A 17,726-nucleotide genomic window follows, 5' to 3' on the forward strand; every position below is an offset into this window, starting at 1 on the left:
CAGGCCTGATGCCCTGATACATCTGCAGGGCCGGAGCGACGGATGGGGCCGGTGAGGCAGTGCGAATGCTCACCGGCCCCACCCGTCCGACGGATGTATCGGGATCGGGCGGGCGGGGGCGCGGGTGCGGGGCGTCAGCGGGTGCGGCGGGGGCGCTCGGCGGCTGCGTCGGGCAGTGAGATGGGTGTCGTGCCGGCGACCTCGTCGCTGAACTCCTCGGGGGCGACGACCGAGATCGGGCGCGTCTCGTCGAGCGAGAGGGCGAAACGACGTGAGCTCGACCGGTGGACGCGTCCGGAGACGAGCATCCAGGTGACCCCGACGCCGAACGCGACGAGCGCGGCCACCGCGCCGAGTCCGATGGCGGCGCGCGGCCCGAACTGGTCGGCGACCCACCCGACGATCGGGGCGCCGATCGGCGTGCCGCCCATGAGGATCGCCATGTACAGCGCGAGCACGCGGCCGCGCAGGGCCGGGTCGGTCGTCGTCTGCACATACCCGTTGGCCGTCGTCAGAGTGGTCACGACCGCGAAACCCGTGAACATCAGCGTGACCGCGTACAACCAGTAGCTCGGCATGAACGCCGACACCGCCGCGGCCGCCGCGAAGAGCCCGGCGCCGAGGATGACGACGCGGATCCGTGCCCGCTCACGACGGGCCGCCATCAGCGCGCCGGCGAGCGACCCGATCGCGAGGATCGAGCTGAGCAGCCCGTAGCCGTCGGCGTCCCTCCCGAACTCGATCGCCATGGTCGAGGCGAAGATCGGGAAGTTCATGCCGAACGCGCCGAGGAGGAACACCATCGCGAAGGTGACGATGAGGTCGGGGCGCCCGCGCACGTAGCGGAAGCCGTCGGCGAGGCGGGCGGCGCCCGGCGAGGTCACGCGGGGGATGAGCTCGCCGGGACGGATGAGGAACAGCGCGACGATCATCGCGAGGAAGGTCGCGGCGTTGATGAAGAAGACCCAGCCGGTGCCGACCGCGACGATCACGATCCCCGCGGCCGCCGGACCGATCATCCGTGCGCCGTTGAAGGATGCCGCGTTGAGCGCGACCGCATTCGCGGCGATCTCGCGCGCCACGATGTCGGACACGAACGCCTGGCGCGCCGGGTTGTCGAAGGCCGAGATCATGCCGAGCGTGAACGCGAACACGTACATGAGCGGGAGCGTCATGACGCCCGTGAGCAGGAGCGTCCCGATGACCAGGCCGACGAGCAGGAGCGAGCTCTGGGTCACCACGAGCAGGCGGCGCCGGTCGAAGCGGTCGGCCACCCACCCCGTGACGCCCACGAGGAGGAGCGGCGGGGCGAACTGCAGCGCCATGGTGATGCCCATCGCGCCCGCGTCGTTGTCGGTGAGCCCGGTCAGGACGACCCAGCTGAGTGCCGTCGCCTGCATCCAGGCGCCGACGTTCGACACGAGGGCGCCGAAGAACCACACCCGGTAGTTGAACACCGAGAACGAGCGGAACATCGCGGAGCTCATCGCTCGGCCACCGCCCGCATGATGACGGCCGCGGCGGCGAGGGTCTCGCGCTCGGCCGGTTCGAGGTCCTCCAGCGCGTGCTCGAGCCACGAGTCGCGACGGCGGGTCGTCTCGATCACGACGGTGCGTCCCTCGTCGGTGAGGGCGATGTTGACTTTCCGTCGGTCGCCGTCGTCGGGAGTCCTCGTCAGGTAGCCGAGTTCTTCGAGGTGGTTGACGGTGCGGTTCATCGACGGCGCGGACACGCGCTCTCGGTCGGCGAGCTCGCCGAGCGTGTGCGGCCCGTGCACGTGGAGGTTCGCCAGGACGGCGAACTGCCCGTCGCTCATCGAGTCGACGGCGCGCTGCGCGCGGAGCCGGCGCGCGAGGCGGAACGTCGCCATCCGAAGATCGGTCGCTTCGTGCGCGAGGTCGATGGCGGGCGGCGGGGCGGCGGAGGGGGAAGAAGTGCTCATCGGTGATACTTAGCTTAGCTCATTAGTTTTGCTAAGGGTCCGTGGTGTCCGGGAAACGACGGGGAAAACGTAGACTCGCCGCATGCCCGAGTTCATCGACGCGCACGGGGTCGCGATCGTCTACGACATCCATCCCGCGCAGGGCGAGCAGCGGGCGGTCGTGCAGCTGCTGCACGGCGTCGGCGAGCACGCGGGCCGATACGGCGAGCTCGCGGCCGTGCTCACGGCCGCCGGCTTCACGGTGTACGCCGACGATCACCGCGGTCACGGACGCACCGGCATCCGGCAGCACGGCGACCCGCGCAAGCTGGGCCGACTGGGGCGCGGCGGGCTGCATGCCGCCCGCGATGCGTGCGCCGAGCTGACCCGGATCATCGAGCGCGACCGCCCCGGGGTTCCGATCGTGCTCCTCGGCCATTCCTGGGGATCGTTCCTCGCGCAGATGCTCTTCGACGACCGGCCGGACGCCTACGCCGGGCTCGTGCTGTCGGGGTCGGCGCTGCGCTGGCCGGGATCGCTCAACTCAGGCGATCTGAACGCGCCGTGGAAGGCTCCCGGCGCGACCGGCGTCGAATGGCTGAGCACGGATGCCGCCGTCCAGCAGGCGTTCCTCGACGATCCCCTGACCACGACGACACCTCTGCCGCGATTGTTCGGACCCGTCGAGACGCTCAAGCTCATGGGGCGACCCCGTCGGGACGTCGGGGTCGACGTTCCCGTGCTCCTCATGGTGGGGCGCGATGACACGGTCGGCGGGCCGCGGAGCGTCCACCGCCTCGCCGACGCCTACCGCACGCGCTCGGGCCTCACGGACGTGACGACGCTCGTGTACCCCGGCGCCCGCCACGAGATCTTCAACGAGGCGGTCCGAGGCGATGTGCAGGCCGACCTGCTCGCGTGGCTCGACGCCCGTTTCCCGCGGAGCTGAGCCGCGGGAAACGGGCGGGCGCCGGGTCATCCGGCGGAGCCCCGCCGGATCGCGGTGACGAGGGGTCGTGAGGCCGCGAGCGCGAGTGCGACCGCGCCGAATCCGGCTGCGAACGTCGCTGCGATGACCGCCATGGTCAGCGGCGCCACGACCAGACTGATCCCCACGATCGGCAGAGCCAACGCGGCGCCGACGACCGCACCGCCGGCGGCCGCCCATCGCAGCGGCAGCATCACCGTGATCCGGCGCGCGCGGGCGAGCTCCGCGGGCTCCATCCCGAGACGATCGAGGCCCACGATCAGCTCGCGGTCGTCGAGCACGGACGCGGCCTGACTGACCCCGACCGATGCGGCGAGCAGGATGAAGCCCGCGCCGAGGGTGACGAGGACACCGGTGCGGATGTCGGCGAACAGCGTCGTGCCGGTCTCGTCGCCGGCGAGCTCCGTGATCGCGATCCCGCTGCCGCCGACGACGGCGATGAACGAGATCATCGCGATGCTCGAGACCCGACGCCACGCGGTGGCGGCGTGGGCGGCGAGCTCTCGGCCGGCGATGAGCTGCGCAGCGGTCCGCGCGCGCCGTGCCATCGACCGCCCGCGGGCGGCGACGATGGGCGTTCCGATGAGGTTGACCAGGGCCAGGGCGCCGGCGAACAGAGCCAGCAGGAGCGCGATCGACGCCGCGGGGGCGAGGATCGAGGCCACGCTGCTGAACTGCCCCACGGCCGCGCCTACGACGATGATCGCGATGGCGGAGAACACGAGGGTGCGGGTGCGTCGCGGCGGAGCCTCCGTCCGGCGGCGCACTCCGAGAGGTGTCAGCCGGACGCGGCGCAGGCTTGCCGCCGCGCTCACCGTGGCGATCAGCCCGACGCCGACGATGACGCCCGCGACGATCGGCCAGCCCGCCCAGACGGCCGCGGCGCCCACGGGGCCGCCGAAGAAGGGGAGCAGACCGACGAGCGGCAGCGCGACGCCGTAGGCGACGGCACCGACGACGGCTCCTGCGAAGGCGACGACGGATGCCTCGCCGACAGCCATCGCGCCGACTTCGGTGTTGGTGGCGCCGAGCAGCCGGAGCGTCGACAGCCGGTCGTTGCGGCGCCGGCTCGACAGCCGAGCAGCCGCGGCCCCGAGCGTGGCCGTCGGTACGGCGAGGAGGATCAGCGCCAGGACGCTGAGCACGCCGTACATGAACGCGAGGTCGCCGGCGCGCGGGTCCGTCAGGAACATGCGCGTGCCGCCCGCGACGATCAGCATGAGCAGCGTCGTCACCGCGAACGCCGTCAGCGGCAGGACGATCGCTGCGGACCCCTGCCGGGCCGGGCGGGAGAGGAGGACGGTCAGGGCCGCGACTCGGCGAATGCTGCCCGGCGCCTCGGACGCTCGTGCGAGCGGCACGGGAGGCTGCGAGGGCGAGGTCGTCGCGGCGCCGGCCACGTCGGCCACGCTCATCGGGTCGCCTCGACGGGGGCGCCGGTCGTACGTGCGGCCGAGACGGACGAGGCGACGATGCGCCCGTCGCGCATCCGGAGAACGCGGTCGCATCGACGCGCGACCTCCTCGTCGTGCGTGACGACGACGAGGCTGCGTCCTTGACCCGTGGTGGCGTGCAGCAGAGCGTCGAGGACTTCCGTGGAGGTCGTCGAGTCGAGGGCGCCGGTCGGCTCGTCCGCGAACACCACGGGAGCCCCGGTCACCTGCGCGCGGGCGATGGCGACCCGCTGCGCCTGCCCGCCCGACAGCTCGCCGATGCGACGGTTCTCCATGCCCGCCAGGCCGAGCGCGCCGAGCCACGCGGCGGCGTGGGCCTCGGCGGCCGCGCGGGCCGTGCCTACGAGGAGCAGGGGCAGCGCCGCGTTCTCGACGGCGGTGAGCTCGGGCAGCAGCAGGTGGTCCTGGAAGACGAAGCCGAGGCTGCTGCGCCGGACGGCGGAGCGGTCGGCGTCGGGCATCCCGACGAGCTCTCGCGGTGCCGTACCGGGAGCGGTGAGGCGGACGGAGCCGGCATCGGGCCCGATGATGGCCGCGAGGCAGTGCAGGAGCGTCGTCTTCCCCGACCCCGAGGCGCCCATGATCGCGACGGCTTCACCGGCGCGCACGGTCAGATCGACGCGGTCGAGCGCGGTGAGCGATCCGTATCGCTTCACGAGCCCGCGGGCTTCGAGGACGGGGGCGGAATCGATGGTGGGGTTCATGTCATCCACTCTTCCGATCGGAGCCTTCGCCGTCGTCCGTCGCGAGGTGTAACGGCATCCGCCGCGCGACCGATCCTCCGCCCCGGTCCTAGGCTGGACGCATGCACGGCGAATACAAGGTCCCCGGGGGAAAGCTGGTCGTCGTCGACCTCGAGGTGCGCGACGGACGCATCGCGGACTTCCACCTGGCCGGCGACTTCTTCCTCGAGCCCGACGACGCGCTCGCCGACATCGACGCGGCCGTGACGGGTCTGCCCGAGGAGTCGGATGTCGCCACGATCGCGGCCGCCGTCCGGTCGGCGCTGCCCGACGGAGCGCAGCTGCTGGGGTTCACGCCCGAGTCGGTCGGCACCGCGGTCCGGCGCGCGATGATCACCGCTCCGGGCTGGCGCGAGTTCGACTGGGAGGTGGTGCACGACCGGGCCGTGTCGCCGAGCATGAACCTCGCGCTCGACGAGGTGCTCACCACCCGCGTCGGCGACGGTCGCCGCAACCCGACCCTGCGCATCTGGGAGTGGAACGAGTCGGCCGTCGTGATCGGGTCGTTCCAGTCGTATCGCAACGAGGTCGACCCCGAAGGTGCCGCGCGGCACGGCTTCGACGTCGTGCGGCGCATCTCCGGTGGCGGCGCGATGATGATGGCGGCGAACTCGATCGTGACGTACTCGCTGTACGTGCCGGCGTCGCTCGTGGCGGGTCTGACCTTCGCCGACTCGTATGCGTTCCTCGACGACTGGGTGCTCGAGGCGCTGCGTTCTCTCGGCATCGAGGCCACCTATCAGCCGCTCAACGACATCGCCTCGCCCTCGGGCAAGATCGGCGGCGCCGCACAGAAGCGTCTCGCCAACGGCGGCGTGCTCCACCACGCCACCCTGTCGTATGACATGGACGGTCAGGTTCTCACCGAGGTGCTGCGCATCGGCCGCGAGAAGCTCAGCGACAAGGGCACCGTGTCGGCCGCCAAGCGCGTCGACCCGCTGCGCAGCCAGACGGGTCTGCCCCGCGACGCGATCATCGAGCGGTTCATCGAGGTGTTCTCGAAGCGCTACGGCGCCGTGCCCGGCTCGATCTCCGACGAGGAGTACGCCGAGGCCGAGGCCCTCGTCGCGTCGAAGTTCGCGACGGACGCCTGGCTCAAGCGCGTCCCCTGAGCCTCCGGATCGTCGACGCTCCGTCAGCCGACGAGCGCCCGCACCGATGCGTAGCCGTCGGCCACGACCGTCGGCACCGACGGTGAGGCGCCGAACATCCGCGTCGCCCGCTCGTCGGGCGTCCATCGCGGCCAGCCCGGGTCGCCGGTCCGCACGAACGATGCGGCGGCGCCGTGCATGGCGTCGGCCAGCTCCTGCGGCGGATGGGGCCCCGCGAGCTTCGCGACGCCGTCGGCTTCGAGGGCGTCCCACCAGAACGGCACATCGAGGCAGTGCAGCGCCCAACGCTTGGTCGGCGAGGGCCAGCTGAAACGGTACGTCCACGTCGCAGAGCCGCCTCGTGCCCGGGCGACGAGCGGCACGGTGTCGCGGAAGACGCGGTCGGTCGCGTACCGGCCGAGGAACGCGGCGGTGCCGAGGCGTCGCTGCGCGCGGTTGTCGTGAATGTAGCGCCAGCGCATCGCGTGGCCGACTCCGAGCGCGGCCAGGGCCAGCGCGGGCGGGACGAACCGCAACGGGCTCGTGGCGAGACCGTCGGTGATCATCGTGAACTCGTCGTCGGTCGTTCCGAGCACGAGCGGCTTGTCCGCGCCGACGCCCGCCGCGAGCGCGTCGAGGGTGGGGCGGGGGATGAGGACGCCGTCGACGACCGGACCCCACGTGAGCCCGTCCGCGAGGCGCGAGCGCACCGACGCGACGACGCTGCCGTGCCGTTCCGACTCGATGGCCTGCTGAGCGTCGAGGATCCTCAGCTCGTCGACGGCCGCGAACGCGTCGCGTGCCGGAGCGATGCCGAGGTGCGCGGCGAGCCGGCCGGTCGCCGTCGCGGCCCGGGCGGGCGGCACGTTCGTCAGGGCCGCGGAGATGGCGAGCACACGATGGAACAGGTGCTGAGCGTCCGGCATCCCGAGCAGGGTGAGGACCGCGCCGCCCCCGGCGGACTGCCCGGCGATCGTGACGTCGTCGGGGTCGCCGCCGAAGCCGGACACGTTCGTCCGCACCCACTCGAGGGCGGCGAGCCAGTCGCGCACCGCGCGGTTGGTCGGGGCGCCGGGGAGGAGGCCGAAGCCGTCGAAGCCGAGCCGGTACGAGACCGTGACCACGACGATGCCCGCCCGCGCGAACGAGCCGCCGTCGTACCAGGGGCTCGCGGGGGAGCCCTGCACGAAACCGCCGCCGTGGATGTAGACGAGCACCGGGTGGGCGCCGCCTGCGGCGGGCGATCCCGGTGCGAAGACGTTGACCGAGAGGGTGTCGTCGCCCGGGATGGACGGCTCCGGGATGAGGGTGTCGCCGTAGTCGCCGCGCTGCGGCGTCGGCCCGAACGCCGTCGCGTCGCGGACGCCGTCCCACGGCTCGACGGGCACGGGCTCGCCGAACCGCAGCGCGCCGGTGGGCGGCTGCGCGTACGGGATGCCGAGGAAGGCGAGGGTTCCGTCGGGGCGGCGGATGCCGCGCACGCGGCCCGTCGCGGTGTCGCGCACAGGGTCTTCGGGAGCGCCGTCGCCGGCGGGGGTGCTCATCGCGACACCCGGGCGCGGCGCATCAGCCGGGGTCGCGTCCGGGCCCCGAGCTCCTGCCGGCCGGCGGGGATCAGGTAAGCGAGACGCGCGATGAGGATCACTGCCGTCAGGACGACCCACGTGGTGTCGCGCCCGGTCAGGGCCTGCAGCGGTGCGGCAGCGACCGGGGTCGCGGCCGTGATCACCGCGAGCACGTAGAAGACGACGTTGCGCCGGTACCGGCCGCTGATCGAGAACGGCGACACCTCGTAAGCGAGGACGAGGATCGCGACGACGATCGCGGTCGCGAGCGAGAGCCCGGCATTGTCGGAGGCGTCGGCGAACACCGCCGGCAGCACCAGGACGAGGGGGTACACCCCGCCGAACTCGAGCAGCAGGTTGCCCCACTTCATATGGAGGCCGAACTGATCGTCCTGGAGCCGGGACAACGAGCCCGACGCGTTCGCGTAGACCTGCGTCGCTCCGAGGGTCAGGATCGTGGCGACCAGCAGGAAGATCCGCAGCGCCTCCGAGAAGCCGGTGATCGTCAGCGAGAAGCCGAGCAGGAAGGTGAGCGCCGCCAGGACGGCGCCCGCCTCGCCCGTGCTGACGGACGTCTCGTCGGCGCGCAGGCCCGGGCGGTCCTCGACCTCGAAGGTCGAGACCTCGAAGAACGTCCCCTGCACGCTCTTGATCACGCTGGTGACGGCGTTGGCGTCGGCGTTCAGAAGATCGAACAGGTGATCGGTCGCCGCCACGGGCACGAGGACGCGGTCGTCGGGGTCGGCGACGAGCTGTCGGCTCTTCAGCTGGAAGTACAGACGATCCTTGCGCGGCCCGAAGTAGGCGTGGATGCCGCGCGATCCGACGAAGCCGCTCCGGGTGAGCAGATCGATCATCGCGACGTTCATGGGACTCGTCACCGTCGTGGCCGACGGTCGCGGCGACATCCCCTTCACCGTGTCGGAGAAATGGCGTACGAGCCGCGCGCCGATCCCTGAGCGCTGGTGCTCGGGGTGAACGGCCAGCGCAGCGAGGTAGACGTGCTCGGGGCCGAGGCGTTCGGTCTGCAGCATCCCCACGACGGACTCGCCGATGACCGCGAGCGTGATCTGCCCGTCCGCCAGCGCGTTCTCGAGCTCGTCGGGGTGAGCCGGCTCGACGTCGTCGCGGCCGGGCGGGAAGCACAGCCTGTCGAGCTCCCGAACGTCGGGCAGATCATCGGGACCCGCGGGGCGGAGGGAGACGGAGACGGTCGCAGACACAGTCCGAAGCTAGCGGACTCCGCGGCACCCGGTGGGACGGATCCTTCAGGCGATGCGGCGGACCTGCACCGTGATGCGGTCGGCCGTCGGATGCTGCGCGCGCAGCTCGTCGGCGACGGCGCGGGCCACCTCGGGAGTGCGCGCGGATGCGGCGACGGAGATGGCGGCCGCGGCGGTCGTCCCGTCGGCTCCGGCCGAGACGATGACCCCGTCGGCCGGCGCCGCGGAGTCGAGGTGGAGCGCGGACGCGGCCGCTCCCAGGGCGCGGGTCAGCGGCGGGCGCGGATCGTGCACGGCGCTGACCCCGGTGATCGCGGCGATGGGGCGCGGCGCCGACGGGTCGACGAGGGAGGCGGGCTCGATCATGCGGTGTCCTTGGACGGGAAGGGGCGGTGGAGATCCTCGACGGTCACGTCGACGGCGGTGATGTTCAGCTCGGTGTGCTGCGCCAGCGCATCCGACACCGCTCGGCGCACGGCTCCCGCCGCGGCGGGCAGCGACTCGCCCCAGGCCACGGAGGCGGTGACGTCGACGGCGATCGGGGCATCGGGCACCTCGACGTCGCCGACGATCCTCGAGTGGCCGATGAAGACGCCGTCGATCGCGTCGCCGCTCGCCCGGATGAGTGCCTGCACCGCCCCTTCGGTGACGCTCATCGACACCCGCGGGTCGGGGTGCGAGAGGGGGATGGACCGTCCGGCCCGGAGCTCTGCGCGCACCGCCGTCATCACCCCGTCGAACCAGCTCTCGGAGGGCTCCGGCAGGGTCGCGGCATCCGCGGCGATGAGATCACGCGACAACCGGCCCGCGCGCTCGAGCGCATCGAGGGCGTTGAGACAGTCGGGACAGGTCTCGATCTCGGGGTCGTACGGCGACCGACCGCTGTCGAGATACTCGCTGATCTCGTCGATCGTCTTGCCGCAGTCGAGGGCCATGCCGTCGGCATCCATCAGCGCCACCCCGCCATCTGGATGGTGATGCTGGCGCGGGCACGGGACAGATTTCCTCGAACGGTGCTGAGAGGGAGGTTCATCTCTTCTGCGATCTCGGTATAGCTGAGCGACCCGACTTCTCGGAGCAACCAGCAGCGGCGTTGGGCTTCCGGCAGCGCGTCGAGTGCAAGGGAGAGCGCTTGCAACTGTGCGTTGCGGATGGCAGCGGCCTCGGGGAGGAGACCCGCCTCCGCGGCTCTGTCGAATCCGTCCAGTGTGTCATGGTCGGGGCGTTTCCTGAGATGCGCGTACGCCTCGCGGCTCGCGATCTTCATGAGCCACGCCTTCACCGCGTTCGGGTCGCGCAAGGTGGACAACTGCCGCCAGGCGGTGAGGAAGGCCTCCTGCACGACGTCATCGGTCTCGGAGAGCGTGCCGACGATGCGATACACGTAGGCGCGCACGATGCGGGAGTGACGGTGGAGGAGGACATCGAACGCGTCGGCGTCGCCGGAGGCCGCGCGGGCTGCGAGGATGCCGTCGGGCGCGGCGTGCAGGTCGGTGTCCGCCCCGCTGTCATCGGCTCGCATCGTCCCCCCAGAAAACTTCTCGAACTTTTTTGTGACGAATCCGGATGAGCCGCCCTCTTATCTGTAGAGCGAACGTAACGCTCACCGAATGACGAGCCGAGAGCTTGCATCGGACAACGCAGACAGATAAGGAAACGTCATGGCTGAGGACCAGAAGAACACCGCCCCCGCTGCTGAGACCACGAAGTCGCAGGCCGCCGCGCCGCAGGCATCGCGTGTCGACCGCTCGTTCTCGTCGTCGCGTGTCCCGACCGACACCAACGCTGCGGGCAAGACCACGATCGCTGACGGCGTCGTGGCGAAGGTCGCCGGCATCGCGGCTCGCGAGGTCGCCGGCGTCTACGCGCTCGGTGGCGGCGGAGCCCGCGCCTTCGGTGCGATCCGCGACGCGATCAACGCCACCGACCTCTCGCAGGGTGTCAAGGTCGAGGTCGGCGAGACGCAGGCCGCAGCCGACCTCACGATCGTGGTCGAGTACCCGGCCCCCATTCAGGAGGTCGCCGAGAACGTCCGCGCCGCCGTCGCCGGAGCCATCAGTCGCCTCGTGGGTCTCGAGGTCGTCGAGGTCAACGTCGAGGTCAACGACGTGCACATCGCGGGCGCTGACGACGACGACAACGAGTCCGAGTCGCGCGTCGCATGAGTGCCACCGTCTCGGGTGCGCTGATCGGCGCCATCCTCGCCGCCGCCGCCCTGTTGTTCGGCTTCTGGGGATTCCTCCTCGTCGCCCTCTTCATGGCGATCGGCGCGGCGGTCGGCCGCATCGCGTCCGGCAAGCTCGACGTCCGCGGGCTGGCTGACGTGCTGACAGGTCGGCGCACCTCGTCATGACCGTCGCAGAGGCCATCCGTCCCGGTGGCGGCGTCACGGCCGCCACCGGCGGGACGTCCGGTCTCGCCGGACGGGTCGATGTGCGCGAGCGCGTGGTGCGGAAGGTCTCGGAACAGATCGCATCCCAGGTCATCGGAGTGGACGTCGACCGCGTGTCGGTCACGGCATCCGATCACCGGGGTGGGGTGGCCGTCCGCATCACCGCCCCACTGCCCGTCCCGTCGCTCGACGACACCGAAGCCGTGCGTGCGGCGGGTGCCGTCGTCGACGCCGCCCGCGAGATGCAGCACCGGATGCAGGAGGAGCTGAGCCGCGTGCTCGGCAAGCCCGTCACCCGCGTCGACATCACCGTGAACGGCGCCACCACCCCCGTGAAGAGGAGAGTCCGATGAGCAGTCCCGTGCTGCGTCGCGTCGTGCGACGCGAGACGCACTCGCCGCGCACCGTCGCGATGATCGTCGCCGTCGTGCTCGTCATCCTCGCGCTGGTGTACGTCGGCACGGAGATCGTGCTGAACCTCGCCGGTCAGCCCGCTCTGCTGCTCGGCCCCGCCGCGGCCTTCGGATGGGTCGTCGGCCTTCCCACGGAGGTGCCCGTCGGCGTCAGCATCACGATCGGCGCCGTCATCGCGGTGCTCGGGGTGGTCCTCGTGGTGCTCGCGGTCGCGCCGGGTCGGCTGTCGAAGCATCAGCTCGTCGTCGGCGAGAGCGCCGTCGTCGCGGACAACGGCGTGATCGCCTCGGCGATCGCGCAGCGGGTCAGCGACGAGAGCGGATTGCCCCGCGATCAGGTGCGGGTCGGCGTCGGCCACCGCTCGGCCGACGTCACCCTGACTCCCGCGGTGGGAGTCCCCGTCGACGAGGCCCAGGTCCGCAGCATCGTCGACACGGAGCTGGAGTCGTATCGGCTCGCGTCGAAGCTCCGCACAGCGGTGCGGATCGAACGGCCCCGCGAACAGGAGGACAAGGCATGAACAACACCAATCGCGCGGTCAACCGCACGGTCCTCCTGATCCTGGGACTGGTGCTCGTGGTCGTCGGGGCCGGGATCATCGCCGGTGCCGTATGGCCGGCGGCCGCCGACGCCTGGACCTCGGTCGGTTCCGGGGCCCAGGAGTGGACGAAGCAGGCGTGGGATGCCACCGTCATCGCGGGAACGAGCCTCACCTGGGTCGCCGTCGGCGTCCTCGCCGCCCTCGCGCTGCTGGTCGTCCTGCTGATCGTGCTGGTCGTCCGCAGCATCCACGGCCGCCGTCGCACCGCCCTGCGGGCGACCGGAGCGGAGAGCGAGCTCGGCCGGATCACGGTCACGGAGGGATTCGCTGCGGACGCGCTGAAGAACGCGCTCGCCGACCGAGACGAGATCCTCAGCGCCCGGGTCACCGCGAACGACATCAAGAAGCAGCCGGTGCTGCACGTCAGCGTGACCCCGCGGCAGAACACCTCGCCGCTGCACGTGGCCGAGACCGTCGAGCGTCTGGTCGGCAACCTCGGCACCCTGACCGGTGAGCAGCTCACGGCCTACATCTCCATCCACACCGGACTGCGCGCGAAGCTGGCGCACGACCAGCGCCGCCTGTCCTGATCGCACACATCCACAGCCCCGTCCGCGGGGCGCCACCACCGAAAGAGAGGAGCCCCATCATGGGTCTCGACGACAAGATCAAGAACGCCGCCCAGGACATCGCCGGCAAGGCGAAGGAGGCCATCGGCAAGGCGACCGACAACGAGAAGCTCGAAGCCGAGGGCAAGGCCGACCAGGTCAAGGCCGAGGCGAAGAAGACGGGCGAAGACGTCAAGGACACCTTCAAGTAAGCCCCGCTACGACGAGAGGGGGATGCCGTGCCGGCATCCCCCTCTCGTCGTCCTCGTGCGCGACGTCAGCCGTCGCGGCGTGCGCCCGCCGACGGGCTGACCGGGAAGATCGTCGGAGCCGCGTACCCGGCATCCGCGAACGCCTTCTCGACGGCGTCGGTCACCGCGTCGACGGCACCGGTCTCGACGAGCGCGATCGCCGCGCCGCCGAAGCCGCCGCCGGTCATCCGGGCCCCGATGGCGCCCGCATCGCGGGCCGTCTCGACGGCGAGGTCGAGTTCGGGAACCGAGATCTCGAAGTCGTCGCGCATCGACACGTGCGATGCGTCGAGAAGCGCGCCGATCGCGCGCGGCCCCTCCTCGCGCAGCGTCCGCACCGTGTCGAGCACGCGCTGGTTCTCGGTGACGATGTGGCGCACGCGACGGAAGGTCACGTCGTCGAGGACATCGGCGGCACGGTCGAGATCGGCGACGGACAGATCACGCAGCATGGGCACGCCCATGAGCTGCGCGCCCTTCTCGCACGAGGCACGGCGCTCGCCGTAGCCGCCCGTGGAGTGCGCGTGCTTGACGTTGGTGTCCATCACGAGCAGCGTCAGCCCCGCGGCGGCGAAGCCGAGCTCGACCTCGTCGGTCTCGAGCGAACGGCAGTCGAGGAACGTCGCGGCATCCGACTCACCGAGCATCGACGCCATCTGGTCCATGATTCCGGTGGGAGCGCCGACGGCTTCGTTCTCGGCGCGACGGCCGACCTGCGCGAGCGAGACGCGGTCGAGTCCGAGGCTCCACAGCTCGTTGAGCGCCGAGGCGGTGGCGCCTTCGATCGCGGCGGACGACGACAGGCCCGCGCCGACCGGGACGTTCGACGCGAACGCGAGGTCGGCACCGGTCAGCGTGGTCGGATCTGCGCCGGCGGCCTGGAGGAGTGCCCACGCGACGCCGAGCGGGTACGCCGACCATTCGGGCACGGCGTGCTCGCCGCCGACGGTCGGGAAGATCGCGTCGAGATCGGCGATCGCGACCTCGACCGGCACGGTGTCGAAGGTCGAGATGACGCGCAGACGACCGTCCGCGCGGGGGGCGAGCGCGACGTGCGTGCGGTGGGGCGTCGCGAACGGGAACACGAAGCCGTCGTTGTAGTCGGTGTGCTCGCCGATGAGGTTGACGCGGCCCGGGGCCGACCATTCGCTCGTCGCGGTCGCGCCGAGGGAGGCCAGCAGGTCGCGCGCGTCGGTGCGCGGATCGGTGTCGGTCACAGGGTCACTCCTTCTCCGGCTTCGCGGATACGCGCAGCCGCGGTCTCGGGCGGGATGTCGCCGATCCAGGCGCCCATGGCGGCCTCGGACCCGGCGAGGAACTTGAGCTTGTCGGCCGCGCGGCGCGGGCTCGTCAGCTGCAGGTGCAGGCGCGCGGTGTCGCGTGCGTGGCGGACCGGTGCCTGGTGCCACGCCGCGATGTACGGCGTCGGGGTCTCGTACAGCGCGTCGATGCCGCGCAGCAGCCGCAGATAGAGCGGGGCGAGCTCGTCGCGCTCCGCCTCGTTCGTCTCGGCGAAGTCGGCGACGTGCCGGTGGGGCATGAGGTGCACCTCGATCGGCCAGCGCGCGGCGAACGGGACGAACGCCGTCCAGTGCTCGCCGCGGAGCACGACCCGGGGGCCCGCCTGCTCGAACTCGAGGATGCGCTGGAACAGATCGGGAGCCGTGCGGTCGATCGAGTCGAGCAGACGCGTCGTGCGCGGCGTGATGTACGGGTAGGCGTAGATCTGCCCGTGAGGGTGAGGCAGGGTGACACCGATCGCCTCACCGCGGTTCTCGAACGGGAAGACCTGCTCGATGCCGGGAAGCGCCGAGAGCGCGGCCGTGCGATCGGCCCACGCCTCGATGACGGTACGGGCGCGGGTGACCGTCTGGGTGCCGAACGATCCGGCGTGCTCGGGGGAGAAGCACACGACCTCCGTGCGTCCGACGCTCGTGCGCGTGCGGCCGAGCCCGAGGTGCGCGAGATCATCGATACCGCGGGGCGGATCGGATGCCGCGGGTGCGCCGTCGAAAGCCTCGGCGAGGGCAGGGCCGAACGACGGCGATCTGTTCTCGAAGACGGCGACGTCGTAGCGCGACGGGATCTCGGAGGGATTGGTCGGCGTCTGCGGGGCGAGCGGATCGAGCTCGGCCGGGGGGAGGAAGGCGCGGTTCTGGCGTGACGCGGCGATCGAGATCCAGTCGCCGGTCAGGATGTCCTGCCGCATCGTCGCGGTCTCGGGGCGCGGGTCGAGCCTGCGGGCGTCGACGGCGCGCTCGGGGCCGAGCGTCGTGTCGGGGTCGTCGTAGTAGATGAGCTCGCGGCCGTCGTCGAGTCGCGTGGAGCGTTTGACGACGCCCGCGCCGAGCGGCACGGCGGGAGGAGCGCTGATGTTCACGATAACACGCTACATTCCAGGCGTGATATCGTCAACACACCCCGACGAGAGGACCGGCATGCGGGTGTCGATGGCCCAGGTGGCGGCCCACGCGGGCGTCTCGGCGCAGACCGTCTCGCGTGTGGCCAATGGCAGCCCGCGCGTCGATCCCACGACGCGGGCCCGGGTCGAGGCATCCATGGCGACGCTCGGCTACCGCATGCATCGCGCCGCCCGGGCGCTGCGCACCGGCCAGACCCGCACGATCGGGCTCGTCGTCTCGACCCTCGCCTCGGTCGGCAACTCGCGCATGCTGCAGGCCATCGCCGACGCGGCGGGTGAGCGCGACTATGCCCTGGCCGTGGTGACGGTCGCCGGCGCGCGTGGCATCGAAGAGGCCTTCGCGCAGCTGCGCGACCAGGGCGTCGACGGAGCGATCGTGCTCAACGAGGCGACGCGGCTCGCGCGCGACACGGCACCGCCCGCCGACCTGCGCCTCGTCGTCGTCGACTCGCCCCCCGACGACCGCTTCGCGATCGTGCAGACCGATCACGCCGGCGGTGCGCGGCAGGCGACGCGGCACCTGCTCGATCTGGGGCATGCGACGGTGCACCATCTCGCGGGGCCCGAGGCCTCGTTCGCGGCGCAGGAGCGCGAGCGCGGCTGGCGTGAGGCGCTGCTCGCCGCGGGCGTCGCCGTGCCCGAGATCGTGCGCGGCGATTGGACCTCACGCGGCGGTTACGCGACGGGGGCAGCGCTCGCGGATGCCACCGCGGTGTTCGCCGCGAACGACCAGATGGCGCTCGGCCTGCTCCGCGCCTTCAGCGACGCGGGGCGTGCGGTGCCGGACGACGTCGCGGTCGTCGGATTCGACGACGTGGTGGATGCCGCGGAGTACCGTCCGCCGCTGACGACCGTCCGCCAGGACTTCGACGCCCTCGGCGCGCGCGCCGTCGAGGCTCTCGTCGAGGTCATCGAGTCCGGCTCGACGGCCCCGGCGTACACCGTACCCACCGAGCTCGTCGTCCGCGCGAGCTCTGCGCTGTCGTAAAGCGCAGAGATAAGGCGCAGCTCGGGGCGTCGGGCGCGGTTCTCTCCGCGCCTCATCCCCGGAACTGCGCCTGACTCCCGCGCGAGCTCAGCGCGGGACGTGAGCCCGGTCAGACGGATGCCGCGCGGCGGGCTTCCCAGCCGGTGCGCACCATCTCGTCGACCGAGTAGCGGTTGGCCCACTCGAGATCGCGGGCGGCGAGCTCGCCGGTCGCCACGATGCGGTCGGGGTCGCCGGGGCGACGCGGGCCGATCCTCGGGGCGAAGTCGATGCCCGTCACGCGGGCCATCGCGTCCATGATCTCGCGCACCGACAGCCCGTTCTGCGACCCGAGGTTGTAGGCCGGCTCGACGCTCTCGCCGGCCGCGAGGCGCTGGGCGGCGACGACGTGGGCCGCGGCGATGTCGGCGACGTGGACGTAGTCGCGTACGTTCGTGCCGTCTTCGGTGTCGTAGTCGTCGCCGTTGATCTGCGGGGTCTCGCCGGCGATCAGCTTCTCGAAGACGATGGGGAAGAGGTTGTGCGGGCTCGTGTCGTAGACGGACGGGTCGCCCGAGCCCACGACGTTGAAGTAGCGCAGCGAGGTGTGGCGCAGGGGTGCGGGGGAGCCCGCGGTCGCGACGGCCTGATCGCGCAGGAGCCACTCGCCGATGAGCTTCGACTCGCCGTAGGGCGACGCGGGACGTTTGGGCAGGTCCTCCGTGACGAGCGGCACGTCGGGGGTGCCGTAGACGGCGGCGCTGGAGGAGAAGACGATCTTGTCGACGCCCGCGGTCTCCATCGCCTCGAGCACGATCCGCGTGCCCTCGACGTTCTGCGCGTAGGTGTGCAGGGGGCGGGTCACCGAGACGCCGGCGTACTTGTAGCCGGCGACGTGGATGACGCCCTCGACGCCGTGCTCGCGCAGCGCACCCTCGACGAGCGGGCGGTCGAGGATCGAGCCGCGGACGAACGGCACGCCCTTGGGGACGAACCCCGCGTGCCCGCTCGACAGGTCGTCGAGGACGACGGGGTCGAGACCCGCCGCGGCGAGGGCGCGCACGACATGCGCGCCGATGTATCCAGCACCACCGGTGACCATCCAGCTCATGACATCCATCCTGCCCGATCGCGGCGGGGCTCCCT

21 protein-coding genes are annotated in these 17,726 nt (G+C 71.6%); 9 read left to right on the forward strand and 12 right to left on the reverse strand.

Annotated elements, in window-relative coordinates:
- Positions 1-134: 134 nt before the first annotated feature.
- Positions 135-1,475 (reverse strand): MFS transporter, encoded by a 1,341-nt coding sequence (locus AA0Y20_RS05525; protein ID WP_412937943.1) that lies wholly within the window; start codon positions 1,473-1,475, stop codon positions 135-137.
- 8 nt (positions 1,476-1,483) lie between these two features.
- The gene (locus AA0Y20_RS05530) at positions 1,484-1,942 is read right to left on the reverse strand and encodes a MarR family winged helix-turn-helix transcriptional regulator (protein ID WP_412937944.1); all 459 of its coding nucleotides are present in this window, start codon (positions 1,940-1,942) and stop codon (positions 1,484-1,486) included.
- A gap of 82 nt (positions 1,943-2,024) precedes the next feature.
- Here AA0Y20_RS05530 and AA0Y20_RS05535 point away from each other — a divergent pair, with 82 nt between their 5' ends.
- On the forward strand, positions 2,025-2,870 hold the full coding sequence (locus AA0Y20_RS05535; RefSeq protein ID WP_412937946.1) for an alpha/beta fold hydrolase: 846 nt from the start codon (positions 2,025-2,027) through the stop codon (positions 2,868-2,870).
- A 26-nt stretch (positions 2,871-2,896) separates the two neighbouring features.
- Here AA0Y20_RS05535 and AA0Y20_RS05540 read toward each other — a convergent pair whose 3' ends face one another.
- Positions 2,897-4,324 carry an FtsX-like permease family protein gene (locus AA0Y20_RS05540; protein WP_412937948.1) on the reverse strand — a complete coding sequence of 476 codons (1,428 nt, stop codon included), beginning with the start codon at positions 4,322-4,324 and terminating at the stop codon, positions 2,897-2,899.
- Positions 4,321-5,067 (reverse strand): ABC transporter ATP-binding protein, encoded by a 747-nt coding sequence (locus tag AA0Y20_RS05545; RefSeq protein WP_412937949.1) that lies wholly within the window; start codon positions 5,065-5,067, stop codon positions 4,321-4,323. The genes AA0Y20_RS05540 and AA0Y20_RS05545 overlap by 4 nt, the downstream gene beginning before the upstream one ends.
- 101 nt (positions 5,068-5,168) lie before the next feature.
- Between AA0Y20_RS05545 and AA0Y20_RS05550 the strand changes: the two genes are divergently transcribed.
- Positions 5,169-6,218, forward strand: a complete 1,050-nt coding sequence (locus AA0Y20_RS05550; RefSeq protein WP_412937951.1) for a biotin/lipoate A/B protein ligase family protein — start codon at positions 5,169-5,171, stop codon at positions 6,216-6,218.
- A gap of 23 nt (positions 6,219-6,241) precedes the next feature.
- On the opposite strand, the gene AA0Y20_RS05555 is transcribed toward AA0Y20_RS05550, so the two are convergent.
- The 5 genes from AA0Y20_RS05555 to AA0Y20_RS05575 are packed head-to-tail and all read right to left on the reverse strand — an operon-like array spanning position 6,242 to position 10,507.
- Positions 6,242-7,741: a carboxylesterase/lipase family protein gene (locus tag AA0Y20_RS05555; protein WP_412937952.1), complete on the reverse strand. Its 1,500-nt coding sequence runs from the start codon at positions 7,739-7,741 to the stop codon at positions 6,242-6,244.
- Positions 7,738-8,985 (reverse strand): GNAT family N-acetyltransferase, encoded by a 1,248-nt coding sequence (locus tag AA0Y20_RS05560; RefSeq protein ID WP_412937953.1) that lies wholly within the window; start codon positions 8,983-8,985, stop codon positions 7,738-7,740. Before AA0Y20_RS05560 ends, AA0Y20_RS05555 begins: the two co-directional genes overlap by 4 nt.
- A gap of 45 nt (positions 8,986-9,030) precedes the next feature.
- Positions 9,031-9,351, reverse strand: coding sequence for a hypothetical protein (locus AA0Y20_RS05565; RefSeq protein ID WP_412937954.1), 321 nt, complete (start codon positions 9,349-9,351; stop codon positions 9,031-9,033).
- Positions 9,348-9,935 (reverse strand): Asp23/Gls24 family envelope stress response protein, encoded by a 588-nt coding sequence (locus AA0Y20_RS05570; protein ID WP_412939710.1) that lies wholly within the window; start codon positions 9,933-9,935, stop codon positions 9,348-9,350. The genes AA0Y20_RS05565 and AA0Y20_RS05570 overlap by 4 nt, the downstream gene beginning before the upstream one ends.
- A complete protein-coding gene (locus AA0Y20_RS05575; protein ID WP_412937955.1) occupies positions 9,935-10,507 on the reverse strand; it encodes an RNA polymerase sigma factor in 573 nt (190 codons plus the stop codon). Before AA0Y20_RS05575 ends, AA0Y20_RS05570 begins: the two co-directional genes overlap by 1 nt.
- Positions 10,508-10,646: 139 nt before the next feature.
- On the opposite strand from AA0Y20_RS05575, the gene AA0Y20_RS05580 reads away from it, so the two are divergent.
- From AA0Y20_RS05580 to AA0Y20_RS05605, 6 genes are read left to right on the forward strand one after another with little or no spacing between them, the layout of a single operon-like run.
- Entirely contained in the window at positions 10,647-11,150 is a 504-nt protein-coding gene (locus AA0Y20_RS05580) for an Asp23/Gls24 family envelope stress response protein (protein WP_412937956.1), read from the forward strand.
- Positions 11,147-11,338 carry a DUF2273 domain-containing protein gene (locus tag AA0Y20_RS05585; RefSeq protein WP_023952539.1) on the forward strand — a complete coding sequence of 64 codons (192 nt, stop codon included), beginning with the start codon at positions 11,147-11,149 and terminating at the stop codon, positions 11,336-11,338. The genes AA0Y20_RS05580 and AA0Y20_RS05585 overlap by 4 nt, the downstream gene beginning before the upstream one ends.
- Positions 11,335-11,730, forward strand: coding sequence for a hypothetical protein (locus AA0Y20_RS05590; RefSeq protein WP_412937957.1), 396 nt, complete (start codon positions 11,335-11,337; stop codon positions 11,728-11,730). Before AA0Y20_RS05585 ends, AA0Y20_RS05590 begins: the two co-directional genes overlap by 4 nt.
- Positions 11,727-12,311, forward strand: a complete 585-nt coding sequence (locus AA0Y20_RS05595) for a DNA/RNA endonuclease G (RefSeq protein ID WP_412937958.1) — start codon at positions 11,727-11,729, stop codon at positions 12,309-12,311. Before AA0Y20_RS05590 ends, AA0Y20_RS05595 begins: the two co-directional genes overlap by 4 nt.
- A complete protein-coding gene (locus AA0Y20_RS05600) occupies positions 12,308-12,922 on the forward strand; it encodes a hypothetical protein (protein WP_412937959.1) in 615 nt (204 codons plus the stop codon). Before AA0Y20_RS05595 ends, AA0Y20_RS05600 begins: the two co-directional genes overlap by 4 nt.
- Positions 12,923-12,981: 59 nt before the next feature.
- Positions 12,982-13,152 (forward strand): CsbD family protein, encoded by a 171-nt coding sequence (locus tag AA0Y20_RS05605; RefSeq protein ID WP_412937960.1) that lies wholly within the window; start codon positions 12,982-12,984, stop codon positions 13,150-13,152.
- Positions 13,153-13,217: 65 nt separating this feature from the next.
- On the opposite strand, the gene galK is transcribed toward AA0Y20_RS05605, so the two are convergent.
- Together galK and galT are read right to left on the reverse strand one after the other, a co-directional pair.
- Positions 13,218-14,408: a galactokinase gene (gene galK / locus AA0Y20_RS05610; RefSeq protein WP_412937961.1), complete on the reverse strand. Its 1,191-nt coding sequence runs from the start codon at positions 14,406-14,408 to the stop codon at positions 13,218-13,220.
- The gene (galT, locus tag AA0Y20_RS05615) at positions 14,405-15,565 is read right to left on the reverse strand and encodes a galactose-1-phosphate uridylyltransferase (protein WP_412939711.1); all 1,161 of its coding nucleotides are present in this window, start codon (positions 15,563-15,565) and stop codon (positions 14,405-14,407) included. Before galT ends, galK begins: the two co-directional genes overlap by 4 nt.
- A 76-nt stretch (positions 15,566-15,641) precedes the next feature.
- Here galT and AA0Y20_RS05620 point away from each other — a divergent pair, with 76 nt between their 5' ends.
- Entirely contained in the window at positions 15,642-16,601 is a 960-nt protein-coding gene (locus AA0Y20_RS05620; protein WP_412939712.1) for a LacI family DNA-binding transcriptional regulator, read from the forward strand.
- 109 nt (positions 16,602-16,710) lie between these two features.
- On the opposite strand, the gene galE is transcribed toward AA0Y20_RS05620, so the two are convergent.
- Complete coding sequence (galE, locus tag AA0Y20_RS05625; protein ID WP_412937963.1) at positions 16,711-17,691, reverse strand: UDP-glucose 4-epimerase GalE; 981 nt, start codon at positions 17,689-17,691, stop codon at positions 16,711-16,713.
- Positions 17,692-17,726: the final 35 nt, after the last annotated feature.

Origin of the sequence: Microbacterium pratiae, assembly GCF_047302165.1 — a bacterium.
In the GTDB taxonomy this organism is placed as follows: Bacteria; Actinomycetota; Actinomycetes; order Actinomycetales; family Microbacteriaceae; genus Microbacterium.